14 protein-coding genes are annotated in these 14,902 nt (G+C 60.4%); 7 read left to right on the forward strand and 7 right to left on the reverse strand.

The features are described 5' to 3' along the window. Window positions 1-5: 5 nt before the first annotated feature. Window positions 6-1,262: an AGE family epimerase/isomerase gene (locus C5L12_RS00785; protein ID WP_105370105.1), complete on the forward strand. Its 1,257-nt coding sequence runs from the start codon at window positions 6-8 to the stop codon at window positions 1,260-1,262. Window positions 1,263-1,350: 88 nt separating this feature from the next. Continuing rightward, window positions 1,351-1,836: an MgtC/SapB family protein gene (locus tag C5L12_RS00790; RefSeq protein ID WP_105370106.1), complete on the forward strand. Its 486-nt coding sequence runs from the start codon at window positions 1,351-1,353 to the stop codon at window positions 1,834-1,836. Window positions 1,837-1,850: 14 nt separating this feature from the next. Here the strand turns inward: C5L12_RS00790 and C5L12_RS00795 are convergent, their stop codons facing one another. After that, window positions 1,851-2,453: a response regulator gene (locus C5L12_RS00795; RefSeq protein WP_105370107.1), complete on the reverse strand. Its 603-nt coding sequence runs from the start codon at window positions 2,451-2,453 to the stop codon at window positions 1,851-1,853. Between the two features lie 181 nt (window positions 2,454-2,634). Continuing rightward, window positions 2,635-4,818, reverse strand: coding sequence for a sensor domain-containing phosphodiesterase (locus C5L12_RS00800; RefSeq protein WP_105370108.1), 2,184 nt, complete (start codon window positions 4,816-4,818; stop codon window positions 2,635-2,637). A gap of 352 nt (window positions 4,819-5,170) precedes the next feature. Here C5L12_RS00800 and C5L12_RS00805 point away from each other — a divergent pair, with 352 nt between their 5' ends. From C5L12_RS00805 to C5L12_RS00820, 4 genes are all read left to right on the forward strand, one after another. After that, a complete protein-coding gene (locus C5L12_RS00805; protein ID WP_105370109.1) occupies window positions 5,171-6,682 on the forward strand; it encodes a sensor histidine kinase in 1,512 nt (503 codons plus the stop codon). Further along, window positions 6,669-7,301, forward strand: a complete 633-nt coding sequence (gene fixJ, locus C5L12_RS00810) for a response regulator FixJ (RefSeq protein ID WP_105370110.1) — start codon at window positions 6,669-6,671, stop codon at window positions 7,299-7,301. Before C5L12_RS00805 ends, fixJ begins: the two co-directional genes overlap by 14 nt. Before the next feature lie 70 nt (window positions 7,302-7,371). After that, entirely contained in the window at window positions 7,372-7,740 is a 369-nt protein-coding gene (locus C5L12_RS00815; protein ID WP_157948971.1) for a response regulator transcription factor family protein, read from the forward strand. Between the two features lie 114 nt (window positions 7,741-7,854). Then, window positions 7,855-8,505 (forward strand): helix-turn-helix domain-containing protein, encoded by a 651-nt coding sequence (locus C5L12_RS00820; RefSeq protein ID WP_105370112.1) that lies wholly within the window; start codon window positions 7,855-7,857, stop codon window positions 8,503-8,505. A gap of 27 nt (window positions 8,506-8,532) precedes the next feature. Here C5L12_RS00820 and C5L12_RS00825 read toward each other — a convergent pair whose 3' ends face one another. The 5 genes from C5L12_RS00825 to C5L12_RS00845 all read right to left on the reverse strand — a co-directional run bounded on the left by C5L12_RS00825 (window position 8,533) and on the right by C5L12_RS00845 (window position 13,618). Next, window positions 8,533-9,258, reverse strand: a complete 726-nt coding sequence (locus C5L12_RS00825) for a copper homeostasis protein CutC (protein ID WP_105370113.1) — start codon at window positions 9,256-9,258, stop codon at window positions 8,533-8,535. 1 nt (window position 9,259) lies between these two features. Continuing rightward, the gene (locus C5L12_RS00830) at window positions 9,260-10,234 is read right to left on the reverse strand and encodes an ROK family protein (protein WP_425350720.1); all 975 of its coding nucleotides are present in this window, start codon (window positions 10,232-10,234) and stop codon (window positions 9,260-9,262) included. After that, window positions 10,231-11,097, reverse strand: a complete 867-nt coding sequence (locus tag C5L12_RS00835) for an ABC transporter permease (protein ID WP_105370115.1) — start codon at window positions 11,095-11,097, stop codon at window positions 10,231-10,233. The genes C5L12_RS00830 and C5L12_RS00835 overlap by 4 nt, the downstream gene beginning before the upstream one ends. After that, complete coding sequence (locus C5L12_RS00840) at window positions 11,097-12,017, reverse strand: ABC transporter permease (RefSeq protein WP_105370116.1); 921 nt, start codon at window positions 12,015-12,017, stop codon at window positions 11,097-11,099. The genes C5L12_RS00835 and C5L12_RS00840 overlap by 1 nt, the downstream gene beginning before the upstream one ends. Window positions 12,018-12,082: 65 nt before the next feature. Continuing rightward, window positions 12,083-13,618 (reverse strand): ABC transporter substrate-binding protein, encoded by a 1,536-nt coding sequence (locus C5L12_RS00845; protein WP_105370117.1) that lies wholly within the window; start codon window positions 13,616-13,618, stop codon window positions 12,083-12,085. A 142-nt stretch (window positions 13,619-13,760) separates the two neighbouring features. Between C5L12_RS00845 and C5L12_RS00850 the strand changes: the two genes are divergently transcribed. Continuing rightward, a complete protein-coding gene (locus C5L12_RS00850; protein WP_105370118.1) occupies window positions 13,761-14,894 on the forward strand; it encodes an ROK family transcriptional regulator in 1,134 nt (377 codons plus the stop codon). Window positions 14,895-14,902 lie beyond the last annotated feature (8 nt).

Raw genomic sequence — 14,902 nt, forward strand, 5'->3', positions numbered from 1 at the left:
CCAGCATGAGCGACGGCGGAGCGACGGCAGAAAAATGGAACAATCTTCCATACCATCGCCGTTGGCTGCTCGATCAGGCCGACGGACTTTTCGATTTCTTCCAGTACCGTGCGGTCAATCCAGCCGGCGGCTTTTTCGACCTCGATGACACCGGCCTTCCCTTGGGCGGAGCCAATCCTACCCGCGGTATCCATGCATCCGCTCGTATGGTGCATTGTTTTTCGATCGGCTACCTGCTCGGCCGTCCAGGCGCAGGTGAGATCATCGATCACGGCATGCGCTACCTCTGGGAGCGGCATCGAGACAGCGAGCACGGCGGCTATTTCTGGCAGGTCAACGACGACGGCGCCGTGGATGCCGCCAAACAGGGTTACGGACACGCCTTCGTCCTGCTCGCCGCATCCTCTGCCAAGGTCGCCGGCCATCCGCTCGCAGACAAGATGCTGGCGGATATCAGCGAAATTCTCGATACGAAATTCTGGGAAGCCTCGCACGGTGCGATTGCGGAAGAATTCAATCGCGATTGGTCGCCGATCGACGGCGGCGGCTATCGCGGGCAAAACTCCAACATGCATCTTACCGAGGCCCTGATGGCCGCCTACGAGGCGACCGGAGAGAAGACCTACCTCGCCAAGGCGGAGAGTATCGCGGATCTTGTCATCTGTCGTGTGGCCGGCAGCGTCGGCTTCCGCGTCGCCGAGCATTTCGACCAGGAATGGACCATCGACAAGTCCTATTACCACCCCGACGAGATGTTCCGCCCGGCCGGCACCACGCCAGGGCACTGGCTGGAATGGGCACGTCTCCTGCTCCAGTTGTGGGTGCTGGGGGACAAACGGCACGGCTGGATGCCGGATGCCGCAAAATCACTCTTCGTCCAGTCCATGTCACTGGGCTGGGACAGGGAGAAAGGCGGCTTTTTCTATACGCTCGACTGGAATGACAATCCGGCCAAGACCAACAAGCTCTGGTGGCCGATGTGCGAAGGTGCCGGCGCGGCCCATTTCCTCAATGAACATCTTCCCGCAGACCGCTTCTACGAAGACAGCTATCGCCTGATCTGGGGCACGATCGCCAACCGCTTCCTCGATCATGAGAACGGCGGCTGGCACGAAGAACTGACGGAAGATCTTATCCCGGCCCACACGCTCTTTCCGGGTAAGGGCGATATCTACCACGCATTGCAGGCATGCCTCATCCCGCTGTTCCCGGCCACCGGCAGCCTGACGAAGGTGATTGCGGAAGCCAAGGGGCCTATCTGACGTCGTCCCGCAAGGTGACGGAACCATCCCCGCCCGGATCAGTTTTTTCGAAAGTCACAAAACCGTAACATTCGGAAGACGATCAACGATGCTGAGCAGCCTTGCCGAGGAGTTTTCCCACGAGGCCCCCGTGGCGATTGAAGTGCTTCTGGCGAGGCTGGTGGGGGCGACAATTCTCTGTGGCCTCATTGGACTGGAGAGAGAATTCAGGAAAAATCCTGCCGGACTGCGAACCAATATGCTGATCGGCTTAGCCGCAGCGGTTTTCGCACTCGTGGGATTGCAGCTGATGCACGATTTCGGCGACCGACCGAACACGGTCCAGTTCGATCCGATCCGCCTCATCGAAGCGATCACCGCCGGCATAGCCTTCCTGGCGGCCGGAGTCGTCATCTACACGCGTGGCGACGTGAAGGGGTTGACGACCGGCGCCAGCATGTGGCTCTCGGGTGCAATCGGCCTTTGTGCAGGCCTCGGCATGTGGCTTGTGGCAGTCGGTGCCACGATCGCCGGCGTCATCATCCTTTGGCTACTGCGCAAGACCGAGGTCGCCGCCGGAATGAAGGAAGATTGACGATGACGGCCTTATCACGGCGCAACCATGCCGCGGATAAGGGAGGCCAGTGCTTCATAGTCGTAGGGCTTGGTGATAAGCGCCGTTTTGCTCAAGCCCTCCGCCTCGGGAACGTCGGAATCGCCCGTTGCAAATACGACGGGAAGATCCGGCAATACCTCGCGTATTTTCAGGACGAGCTGCGGTCCGCTCATTTCTGGCAGATGGACATCGGTCACGGCAATATCAATCCGCACGTCGTCGTCAACGGCAGCGAGCGCTTCCTTCGCTGATCCCGCCTCCACGACGGTCAGGCCCGAGTCCTGAAGAAAATCCGCGGCGGAGATACGGATCAACGCCTCGTCCTCCACAAACAGCACTGTGATCTGCCGACCCTCCGGGACAGGTCCTTCGACAGCCGGATTGGTTGCCGGTGTTGAGCCCGATGGTACTTTTTCACCGCCCTGCATACCGGAAAGATTGCTCAGATCATCCTTGCCGACCGGAGGCAGCTCTCCATCGAGACCCGCAACCGTATAGGATGTCGAGGATGGGAGCTCCACCTTGGGCATCAGTGGATCGTGCGCTAAAGATCGCGGATTCGGATCGATGTTGAAAAGCTCCGTCAAACGGAACATGGGCCGCCCCCGATGCTGACACGTACCGGGAGGTTATAGAGGTTCGGGGATCGTTGACAATTGAAATCAAATGCCGGCGAACAAATCACACCTATTATTATGAATATCTAAAAAATATCTGATTTCATCACGTTGTCTTTGGTTCTGGCACAGTCATCGCGCTCGAGGGACGCAAGACGGGTCACCAGATACTCATGCGCTGGTTGGTCGTCGGGCGGGCGATGAGACGGGCAACAGCCTCCGCCGGCATCGCCTTTCCATAACGGAAACCCTGCCCCGCCTCGCATCCCATCAGCCTCAGCGCTTTCTCCTGCTCCAGTGTTTCAATTCCCTCGGCGATCGTCCGCAGTCCAAGCTCGGTGCTGAGCATGATGAGGGCGCGGGTGATGGCTGCGTCCTTCGGCTTGGTCAGGAGGTCGCGGACAAAGCCCCGATCGATCTTCAACGTCGTCAAGGGATAACGCTGCAGCGATCCGAGCGAGGCGTAACCGGTGCCGAAATCGTCAAAGGCAACGCCGACCCCCATTTCCCGCAGGGCCTGGATCGTTTCCAGCGACTGATCGTCATCCTTGAGCGTGACGGTCTCGGTGATCTCGATCTCCAGAAAATGCGGATCGAGATTGTAGCGCGAGATCAGGTTTTCCACGAAACGCGGCAAATCGCCCGCACGCACCTGCGCGGGAAAGAGATTGATGCCCATCTTGATCGGCGGGTAGCCGACCTGTCTCCAGGCAGCCATCTGGCGTGCGGCTTCCTCGAGCACCCAGAAACCGACATCGAGGGCGATCGAACTTTGTTCCAGGGCAGGCAGGAAGGCCGCCGGCGACAACAGGCCGCGCTCGGGATGCCGCCAACGGATCAGCGCTTCGACGCCGAACACGTCGCCCGTTTCGAGGATCACCTGCGGCTGATAGTGCAAAACGAGCTCCTGCCTGTTCAAGGCGCGAAGCAATCCATCTCTGAGCGTGCGGCGAACCAGCGTCTCGTTCCGCATTGAAGGCTCGAACATTCGCGAAACGCGCCCACCGGCCTGCTTGGCGCGATACAAGGCGAAATCAGCGCCTGCGATAAGCTCATCCGCGTCGGATCCGTGGGACGGAGCAAGCGAGAAGCCCACGCTTGCTCCGACGCGCAGCGTATGACCGCCAACCTCGAAAGGCGCCTTGAACGCCTCGATTACGGTGTTGGCATTTTCCTGCGCGATGCGAGGATCACCGGTGCCCGGCACGAGTATGGCAAATTCGTCGCCGCCGAAACGGGAGACCGTGACGTGGCGGTCGAGAACCGCTGGCAGCCGGACGCCGATCGCCTGCAACAGGGAATCTCCGACGGCATGGCCCAGCCGGTCGTTGACATCCTTGAAGCCGTCCAGGTCGAAGAGCAAAACCGCAAGCGGTCTGCCCTGCCCGAGCTCTTCGTGCAGCAGATCCTCGAAGCGGGGCCTGTTGCAAAGCCCCGTGAGAGTATCCTGGCTGGCGAGCCTCAGAAGCCGGATGTCGCGGTCCCGCCGCTCCGATATGTCCTTGATGATGGCACCGACGCCGACCCCTTGCTCGTCGCGCCAAATGGAGAGGGCCAGTTCGATCGGAAATTCCACGCCATCCTTTCGCCGTGCCGAAATCTCGACCGTTTTGCCGCGGAGGTTGGAATTGCCGCCCGAAATGACGCGCGCAAAGCCGGCATTGTGAGCGGCCCGAAAACGTTCCGGAACGATAAGATCGAGCGGATTCCCAATCATCTCGTCGCGTTCGTAGCCGAACATGTCGAGCGCAGCCTGGTTCACGAACTCAATGCGGCCCTTCGGATCGGCGGTAATCAGAGAAAGATCGGTGGAATCTGCAAACTTCGCCGCCGTAGCCTGAGGTATTCCCTCGCGGCGCAGCTCGATATGCTCCATCACCATCGATGCCAGGCCGGCCAGTGCCTTTCTCTCGCGTTCCGAGAAGTTTGCTCGGGCCTTGGTATCTGCGATGCAAAGAGCCCCGATCCGCCATCCGTCCGGCGTGGTCAAGGGCGCTCCGGCGTAAAAGCGGATGAATGGCTTGCCCGTCACGATCGGCAGGCCCGAAAAACGCGGATCGAGCCTTGCATCCGGGACGACCAGAACATCGTGCGTAGTGATTGTATGCTGGCAGAAGGATTCCGATCGGAGAGTCTGCTCGAACTCGTAGCCGGCGCAGGACTTGAACCACTGCCGATCCTCTTCGATCAGCGTCACAAAGGCCATGCGGGTGGAAAAAAGCTCCGACGCAAAGCGGCATATCCGGTCGAAGCGATTTTCCGAGGCAGTGCCCGCGATCCGGTAGCGATCCAGAACATCGAGCCGTCTGCGCTCCGCAATGTCCATGCTATCGGCGTTAGACATCTCTACTCCGCAAAAGGGCTGTGGAGCCGCAACATAGGCATTCATGAATTAGAAAAGCGATAACAACGAACCTCGAAAATGCAGGATTTCCGAAGAAGACTCGGATTTTTCTAGCTGCGACCTTTTTCATCGAGTATTCGGCCGCCGGGCTCGCAATGGCCCGCTGCAAGCACGCCGTCCACTGGCGCAGGAATGCAGGAAAAAGCATGTGTATCACATGTTTGTCCTCGGTTCCGCGGTTGGACGCGCAGCCGTTCGGCGTGCTAATATATGTTCTGGATAACCTGTCAGGTTTCATATGAACGAACAGAGACTTTCTGTGAGAGACCGGCGGCGGGCGGGCGCCGTTGACATGCGAATGGCCGCAGACGGGAAGAATGGCCTCATCCAGTCTTTTTTAAGCCACCGCTTTTCTACCGCAGAAATCTATTTCATCGCGGTCGCCTGTGTGTTGACCGCCTTCGTCTTGCGCCTTGCTCTGCACGGCCTGCTCGATGACCGGGCGACCTTTACTTTCTTCATTCCGCCCATTCTGATTGCCGCCGTCATTGGCGGCATTCCGGCATCGATCTTCTCGGTCGCCCTTTCCGTCCTGGCCGTCTACGTCATCAAGGAATTTACCCCACGCGGACCGACCCTTTCGGAAATGGCCGCCATCGGCATCGTGGGGGTTGCGATCGCGCTTGTCGGCGAGATTCTTCATTCCGCGCGCAAGACAATCGAGAAGGTCCAGGCCAGGGCGGATTCGCGCGAAGCGCATCTGCGCTCCGTGCTCGATACGGTGCTCGATGCCAGCATCGTCAGCACCAAGGACGGGACGATCGTGTCCTTCAATGCGGCGGCCGTCCGACAGTTCGGCTATACCGAGGAGGAGGCGATCGGGCAAAACCTTCGTATCTTGATGCCGGAGCCCTATCACCGCGAGCATGACGGATATCTCGCCCGGTATCTATCGACCGGCGAAAGGCGGATCATCGGAATCGATCGGGTTGTCGTCGGGCGCCGCAAGGACGGCTCCACGTTTCCGATGAAGCTCGCCGTCGCCGAAACCCAGTCCGATGGAGAAGTCTTTTTCACCGGTTTTGTGCGCGATCTGACGGAGCGGGAGGAATATGCCGCCCGCCTTCAGGAAATTCAGGGGGAACTGGCCCGGCTCGCCCGCCTTAACGAAATGGGAGAAATGGCTTCGACGCTCGCCCACGAGCTTAACCAGCCCCTGTCGGCAATCTCCAACTACGTGCATGGCTGCGCGCGCCTGCTGCGCGACGTCGACGAGCCGATCGCGATGAGGATGCGCGAGGCGCTGGAGGAAACGGCCAGACAATCGCTCAGGGCCGGCCAGATCATCAAGCACCTCAGGGAGTTCGTCACCAAGGGAGAGACGGAAAAGGCGCCTGAGAACATTCGCCGGCTGGTCGAGGAGGCCGGAGCGCTGGCATTGGTCGGTTCACGCGAGAAAGGCGTCAGAGTGGTCTTCGAATTCGCACCCGGTCCAGAAATAGTGGTGGCCGACCGTATCCAGATCCAGCAGGTTTTGACGAATCTGATGCGCAACGCGATCGAGGCGATGAGCGAGAGTGAACGGCGCGAATTGGTCATCCGCACCGAACCCGAGAGCAACAACCTCATGATGATCACCGTACGCGACACGGGACCGGGCATTCCGGGTGAAATTGCCGAACAGCTTTTCAGGCCCTTCGTCACCACCAAACCGGGCGGGATGGGGATAGGCCTCTCTATCTCGAAGCGTATTGTGGAAGCCCATGGCGGCGATATGATCGTATCGAGCAATCCGGCGGGAGGAGCGACGTTCCGCTTCACGCTTCCGATCTACAAGGGGGACAGCGAGAATGCAGACAGGTGACTATACGGTTCATATCGTCGACGACGAGGAGCCGGTCAGGAAATCTCTTGCATTCATGCTGACGATGAACGGCTTTGCCGTGCGTATTCATGAAACGGCGTCGTCCTTCCTGCAGTTCGCACCCAGCATCCGCAACGGCGTCTTGATAACGGATCTCCGCATGCCGGACATGACCGGCGTCGAGCTGATCCGTAAACTCGTGACAGGACGTACGAATGTCCCGGCCATCGTGATCACCGGCCACGGCGACGTACCTCTGGCCGTGGAAGCGATGAAAGCCGGCGCCGTGGATTTCATAGAAAAGCCCTTCGAAGATACGGTCATCATTGAAGCGATAGAACGTGCCGCGGCTCAATTCCGGGAGAAAACCGCCGATCCCGACGATATGGACGAAGTCAGGAGCCGCCTTAAGAGCTTGAGCGATCGGGAGCGGCAGGTATTGGCGGCAGTGGTGGCCGGCCAGCCGAACAAGTCGATCGCATATGATCTCGACATCAGCCCTCGAACGGTCGAGGTGCATAGGGCAAACGTCATGGCAAAGATGAAAGCAAGGAGCCTGCCACAGCTCGTTCGCATGGCCATTGCCGCCGGCTCGCCCCTCGGTGAAGCGGATAATTAATTTTCATTTCTTGATCCAGCGCAAAGCGGACCCGCCCTGAAGGCGCTAGGAACCGGATGTCGGAGGTAATTTGCCATCCAAGCTTGCGGATAGTCTGGTGCACTCACCGTTGAGAAACATCGTCATCATCGAACCGGATCTCGGCCTCCGGCAATCGTTGACGTTTGCGCTCGAGGTGGAGGGATATCGGGTCGAAGCCCTCGATACGTGGCGCAAGGCGCATATTCCGATCACCCCAACCCTCTGCATGATCATCGACGACAACCTGTTGCGGAGCCGCGAGGACGCGAGGCGGTACCTGCGCGATTTGGGCCAGACTGTCATCCTCCTCACCGATGGCGTATATCCTGCCGTAAACGATGACGGTCTCATCCTCACAAAACCCTTCGACGGCGCCGATCTGCTGCGGCTCGTAAGAAGCCTCGAGACGGTAGACTGATATCCCCAATCCTTTCGTTACTCCGCGGCTACGTACATCCCCCTAGTGAGAGAACCGAATTTTTCACTGGTCCGTCTTGAGGCATCCTGAAACCTCAGAACGGGAGAATGCAGTATGCAAACCGCCGCCGCCCACAATCAAAGGCAACCCGTATCGGGCCGATCGACGGCAAACTCTCCCAAGACTGCCGGCTTTTGCAGGCCATATCCCGTCGTGGCCTTTACGGCAGGCGCGGAAATCTACGCTCCGGGCAGCAGGGCTGGTACGTTCTATCAGGTCGAATTCGGCGCGGTACGCGTCCACAGGCTGCTGTCGGACGGAAGACGGCAGATCATCGCCTTCTACTTGGCCGGAGAGACCTTCGGCTATGATGCAGACCGGACCCACAGTTTCTTCGCGGAAGCCATCACGCAAACGGGGCTGCGCGCCATGACCCGCCCTGCCAACGACGAAGCCTCGCCCGAACTTCTCAGCCTGGCATTGCGCGGGATGCTGCGTGCCCAGGAACACATCATGATGATCGGTCGACAGACCGCGGTCGAACGGATCGCCAGCTTCCTGATCGACATGGCAAACCGCCAGGGCGACCTCGAACATTTCGATCTGCCGATGAGCCGGCTGGACATCGCCGACCATCTCGGTCTGACGATAGAAACGGTGTCGCGGGTATTCGCGAAGCTTCGTTCGGGCGGGTTCATCAGGCTGAAGAGCACTCGCCGCGTCGAATTCAAGAGGCCCGACGCGCTCCGCAGCCTCTGCGCATAGATTAGGCCTCACTTCCAGACCAGCGGCTCAACCGATCTCGTCCAGCATGGCGCGCATGCTGCGGACGATCCCGCTGTCGGTCGCGTAGGAGGCGGAAGCCTGGAAGCCGAAAGCAATGGCTTTTGGGCTAACACCGTCAATCGGTCGGCGGCAGGAACTATGGATCTCGCGGGCTCCGGTCTGCCGCACGATCTGCTCGGCATTCATTAGGTTGATGCCGCTGCCTGGCATGATCGACAGACGTCCCTTCGCCTGTTCCACCAGTCTGCCAAGCCGATCGAGGCCATTGGGCGCGCTAACCTCGAGGCCCGATGTCAGGACGCGTTCCACGCCCAGTTCGACGGCCTGCTCAAGCGCTTCGTCGGCATTCGGCACCAGGTCGAAAGCCCGATGCAGGGTGACCCCAAGACCCGTTGTATGATCCGTTAACCGCGTTAGGAGAGCCAGGTCGAGCGTGTCGTCGGGACGGCTTGCTCCGAGCACGACGCCCGCCAGGCCAGCGGCGCGCACTGCATCGATATCGGCCAGCATTGCCGTTTCGTCGTCGGCGCCGAAGACGAAGTCTCCGGCACGCGGTCGTATCATTGCATAGACCGGAATCGGCGCGTTTGCCGCAAGCGTCAGGAGGCCTGGCGTAGGTGTCAATCCGCCGACATCGAGCGCCGAGCAGAGTTCGATCCGGTCCGCGCCTCCGGCGATCGCGGCGGCGAGGCCCTGCGGGCTGTCGACACAGACTTCGAGGATAATGCCCACATCAACCTCCCTGATGACCGAGCAAGGCAGCCCCCACCAGTCCGCCGTCATCCTGCCGAAGCGCCGGCGTCACCAGGGGGTGACCGAAGCGATTGAGAATGCGCCTGCGCACGGCCTGATCCAGCGCATCGATTAGCGGTGTCACTGATGCAAGGCCGCCCCCGACCGGCACGATCGACGCACCCGTGACGTTGACCGCCAGCGCCAGCGGATCGGCGACAAGTTCGAGATAAACCGCCACCGTTTTGACCGCCCGCGCCTCGCCTGCCTGCCAGTTTTCGAGGATATCGTGGCTGGTCTCTTCGCAGCCATGCAGGAAATCGTGCAGCCGTTCGATGCCGCGAGCCCCACCAATCGTATCGACGCAGCCGGATTGACCGCAGCCACAGGGAAACCGCGGCACATGCAGCGTTTCGCCGTAGATCTCGACCGTCGTGTTGAGGATCGGGCCATGCCCCCATTCGCCGGTCACGCCGCCGGCACCCCGCACCAGACAGCCATCGATCGCCAGTCCACCACCGATCCCGGTGCCCATGATGGCGCAGAAGACGACCGAATGCCCCCGCCCTGCCCCTTCATTGGCTTCCGCCAATGTCAGGCAGTCGGCATCGTTGGCCGCCAGCACCCGCCGGCCAAGCATGGCCGACAGTTCGTCAACGAGCCGTCTTCCGGTTATGCAGGGAATGTTCGCCGATGTGGCCCTGCCATCACGGGGGTCGACGAGGCCAGCGATCGACAATGCCAGAGGCGATTCCGGATCACCTGCACCTTGGTGACGCTCGATCAGCGCCGACAGCGAAGCAGCCAGGTCATCCCAGCTTGCAGCGGGCGTCGCTACCTTCTCCAATGGCACCAACGCACCCGGCGCCGGCGACACGGCAAACTTCATGAACGAACCGCCGACATCGGCGCAGAAGACCGGCTTTCCCGACCCCCGCCTATCCGCCCATTCAGATTCCGCCGCGATCATACTCATTTGCGCGGATCCAGCAGATCGCGCAGTCCATCACCGAGGATGTTGAAGCCAAGCACCGTGATCATGATTGCGAGGCCGGGAAACAGCGACATGTAGATATTGAGGCCGAGATAATTCCGGCCGTCGCTCATCATCGCGCCCCATTCGGGAAGCGGCGGCTGCGCCCCGAGGCCAAGGAAGGAAAGGCTCGCGGCAGAAAGGATGACGGTTCCGGCCGTCAGCGTCGACTGGACGATGATCGGCCCGATCGCATTGCGCAGGATATAATGGGTCATGATGCGGCGGCGCGAGATCCCGAGCGAGATCGCAGCTTCGACATAGTCCATGCTCTTCAGCCCAAGCGTGAGGTTCCGGCTGAGCCGGGCGTAGACCGGCGCGGAGAAGATGGCAATGGCGATCAGAAGGTTGATCAGGCTGCTGCCGAGCACGCTGACGATCAGGATTGCAAGCACGATGCCCGGAAAGGCGAAGAGAATGTCCATGACCCACATGACCGCCTGGTCGACATAACGGCCGCTCATGCCCGACATAATGCCGAGGGGCACGCCGACGATCACCGCCAGGCCGACGCTGAGCACCACCTCGAGCAACGAAATACGCGCTCCATAGAGGACGCGGGCAAATATGTCGCGGCCGTTGTCGTCCGTCCCGAACGGATGTGCCCAGGAGGGTGGCTCCATGGTCGCAAGCAGGTCCTGCGCATAAGGGTCGACGGAAGCGATCAGCGGCGCAAGGATTGCGGCAAGCACGATCAGGCCGACGAGGAAACCGCCGAGAGCGATGCTGCGGTGGACCGCCATCCAGCGCAAAGCCCGCGATAACGCCCGGCGGCGCGGTGCAATCTCCGTTTCGATCGACGCCATCAGTCGAACCTTATCTTCGGGTTGAGAACCGCGATCAGAAGTTCCGCGAGCAGGTTCATGACGACCACGCCGGTCACGGCGACGAGCGTCACGCCCTGGATGACCGGATAATCCCGATAACGGACGGCATCGACAAGGAAACGACCGATACCCGGCCAGTTGAAGACGGATTCGGTGACGACTGCGCCACCGACGAGACTGCCGAAATTGAGGCCGACGATGGTGATGATCGGGATCAGCGCGTTGCGCAGCGCGTGGCTCCAGTAGATCGTCTGGGGAGCGACGCCTTTCGCGTAGGCGGTGCGGATATAGTCCTGAGACATGACCTCGATCATGCTGGAGCGGGTCATGCGGGCAATGACGGCGGTCGGCAGCACGGCGAGCGTGATCGAGGGAAGAATGAAGCTCCTCCATGAAGAGGCGCCGAGCAGCGGCAGCCAGCCGAGCTGGACGGAGAACGTGTTCATCGCCATCAGCGCCAGCCAGAAATTGGCGATCGACGCGCCGGCAATGGCAAGGATCATGACGATCTGATCAGGCCAGCCGTGACGGTAGATCGCGGCAATCATGCCGGCCGGCACGCCGATGCCGATCGCCAGGAGATAAGCGGTGATTGCAAGTCCAAGCGTAAACGGCAAACGCTCGGCAATCTCGTCGACCACCGGCAGCTTGGACTTGATGGAGATCCCGAGATCGCCTCTCACGGCTCCATAGGCGAAGGAGGCATATTGCTCCGGCAGGCTGCGGTCGAGACCGAGCCGGCGAGTCATGTTGTCCACGGCTTCCTGGGTCGCTTCCGGCCCCGCCATCAGCCGTGCAGGATCGCCGGGCAGCGCGCGTATGGCGACAAAGACCAGAAGGGATACCCCGATGAGGATCAACGGCAAGGCCAGCAGCTTCTTGGCGATATAGGCTTTCATCCGCTCGCTCGGTCAATTCATCTAAAGGAGTGGCGGGCGAATCTCCTTGCCCGCCCGCACCTCAGTTATTTCCTGGCGTCTTTGACGATGATCAGGCCGCCCGGAATGACCCAGGTGCCCTTGACGCCTGCCCGCGTCGCAAAAAGATCCTGCTTCGTGAAGAGAAGCACATGCGGTGCCTGTTCATTCACGAGCTTCTGTGCATCCACGTAGATGGCGTTGCGCGCTTTCTCATCGAGGGTCGAAGCCGCCTTGTCGATCAACTCGTCGAGCTTCGGATCGGAGAAGAAACCGAGATTGGCGCCGGCCGGTGACGCGCTCTTCGAGTGGTAGAGAGGACGGAATTGAAGATCCGCACCGTTCACCCCTGAGGACCAGGAGGCGATCGAGGAACCGATAGTGTCTTTTTCCTTGCCAGCCGGGTCGAGAAATGCCGCCTTGGACCAGACGCCGCCTTCCATCTTGCGCACTTCGAGCTTGATCCCGGCTTTCGCCCACATGGCTTGTAGCAGCTCGCCGATGCGGGATTCCTGCTCCTGCACGATGGTCGACATGGAGAAGCCGTCGGGGTAGCCGGCCTCCTTCAACAGCTGCTTCGCCTTCTCGACGTCATAGCTATAGGGTGCGAGCGATTTGTCGTAGCCGGGCGTCACCGGCGCCAGCGGCGAGTTGGCCGGCGTCGCAAAACCCTGCATGAAGGCCTTTACGATCCCTTCGCGGTCGGTCGCGTAGTTGAGTGCTTGACGAACGCGCACATCGTCGAGCGGCTTCATCTTGGTGTTCAGCGAAACCCAGAACACCGCCGAACCGTCGGTGGCGCTGAGCGTCATGTCCGGATTGGCCTTGATCTGCTGGGCAAAAGCCGCAGGGAACGGATTGACCACATCGGCATCGCCGGTCTGCAGTGCCATGTTCATGACCGACGGCTCCGGAGTCCAAGTCCAGTTGATCTCGTCTTCGCCCTTCGGCGCGCCGCCCCACCATTCGATGTTCTTGGTCTGCAGCACGTATTCGCCGGATTTATATTCGGCGAGTTTATAGGGACCGGTTCCCACCGCTTTGCTGCCGATCGTTCCCGCGGTCTCCGCGGCAGGGCTCACCATCAGGCAGGGACCGGTGGCAAGCAGTGCCAGGAAGGCCGGATACTGGGTCTTCAGCTTGAATTGCACAGTCATCGGATCGACGGCAGTCACGCCTTCGAGAAAGGTGCGCAGACGGCCGCTCGCGGCAAGCCCGCGTTTGGTGTCGAGGTGGCGGGCGAAGTTCTTGACCACGGCATCGGCGTCAAAGGGGGTGCCATCATGGAACTTGACGCCCGGGCGCAGCTTGAAAGTCCACACCAGACCTGCAGCATCCGAGGACCATTCGGTGGCAAGCGCCGGTTTGAGCGAAAGATCGGGATCGCGCTTGGTCAGGCCCTCGTACATCGGATCGAGCAAAGCGGCTGTGTAGGTGGCAGTCTGGTCACCCGGATCCATGGAACGTGGCGCTTCCGTTTGCATCACGTTCAACGTCGCTGCGCCCGCGGCCATTGGAGACAAAAGACTGCCCGCAACCGCCGAGGCGAGCACAAAACGACGATTTTTCAGAAACATGGCCATGATTGTTCACCCTTATTTTTTGTTGACGTTAGGGCATGCCGTGCCCCTTAGATCATTTTTATAATTTATTACCGTTGATTTGTTCATTTTCTGAACTTAGTGTCAAGGCACAATCCATAGGGGCCGAAGCCGCTTGACCGCCATGCTCACTTCCTCGCAACGCCAACTGCTGCGCGCCATCAGCGAGTCCGGCCCCCTCACCCGGACAGAGATGGCTCAGATGCTGGGATTGAGCAAAGCGGCGATGAGCGGCATTGCGCGCGACCTGATCGATCTCGGCGTGCTGCACGAGACAGAAATCATCTACGGCCAGGGCCGGCCTTCGGTACTGCTCGACCTGCATCCCGAATGCGCCTTCTTCGTCGGCATTTCGCTGCTGGAAGACCCGGCGCCGATGATCCTCAGCGACCTCAACGGCAAGATCATCGCCCGTCAAGCAATGCCGCTGTCGCGCGACCCGAAGGTCATTGCCGAGGCGATTTCGGAAGGGCTGCCGAGCCTTCTCGAAACCCATCCGGACGCGAAGGAAAAACTCTCCGGCATCGGCGTCGCACTTTCGGGCTTCGTCGATGAGACCCAGGCCCATTGCGTCCAGTCGACGCTTCTGAACTGGCAGGATGTGCCACTCGCGAAAATCATCCGCGAACGCTCCGGCATCGAAACCTTTATCGAGAACGACGCGAAGGCAGTCGCGGTCAGCGAGAAACTGTTCGGCAGCGCCCGCGAAATCCAGAATTTCAGCGTGGTTTCGCTCGGCGACGGCATCGGCTGCGCCCATTTCATCGACGGCAGGCTCTATCGCGGCAATCACGGCGGCGCAGGCGAAATTGCCCATTGCACCATCGAGCCCGGCGGCGCCCCCTGCCGATGCGGCAAACGCGGCTGCCTCGATACTGTCGCCTCGATGAAAGCGATCAAGGAAATGTCGCGCGCCGAGGGGCTCAAATGTACCTCGCTGTCGGACATCGAAGACGAAGCTTCGACCGGCAATGCCGCAGCGATCCGCATTCTGCACCGCGCCGGCTCGGCTCTCGGGCTTGCGATAGCCAACCTCATCCAGATGAACGACCCCGGCCTCATCCTGATCACGCATGTGGAAGGTTCGTTCGAGGGTCTTTTCGGTACCGTGGTCAACCAGGCGATCGAGACCAACGTTCTGCCGCGTTACGCCGGCCAGACGCCCATCCGCATCAAGCGCGTCGACGGCGATGTCTGGGCACGCGGGGCGGCAAGCATTGCCGCCCATAATTTCCTGATCGGTTCCCATACGAGTTGAGGTTTTTC

Source organism: Neorhizobium huautlense, assembly GCF_002968575.1.
GTDB lineage: Bacteria > Pseudomonadota > Alphaproteobacteria > Rhizobiales > Rhizobiaceae > Neorhizobium > Neorhizobium huautlense.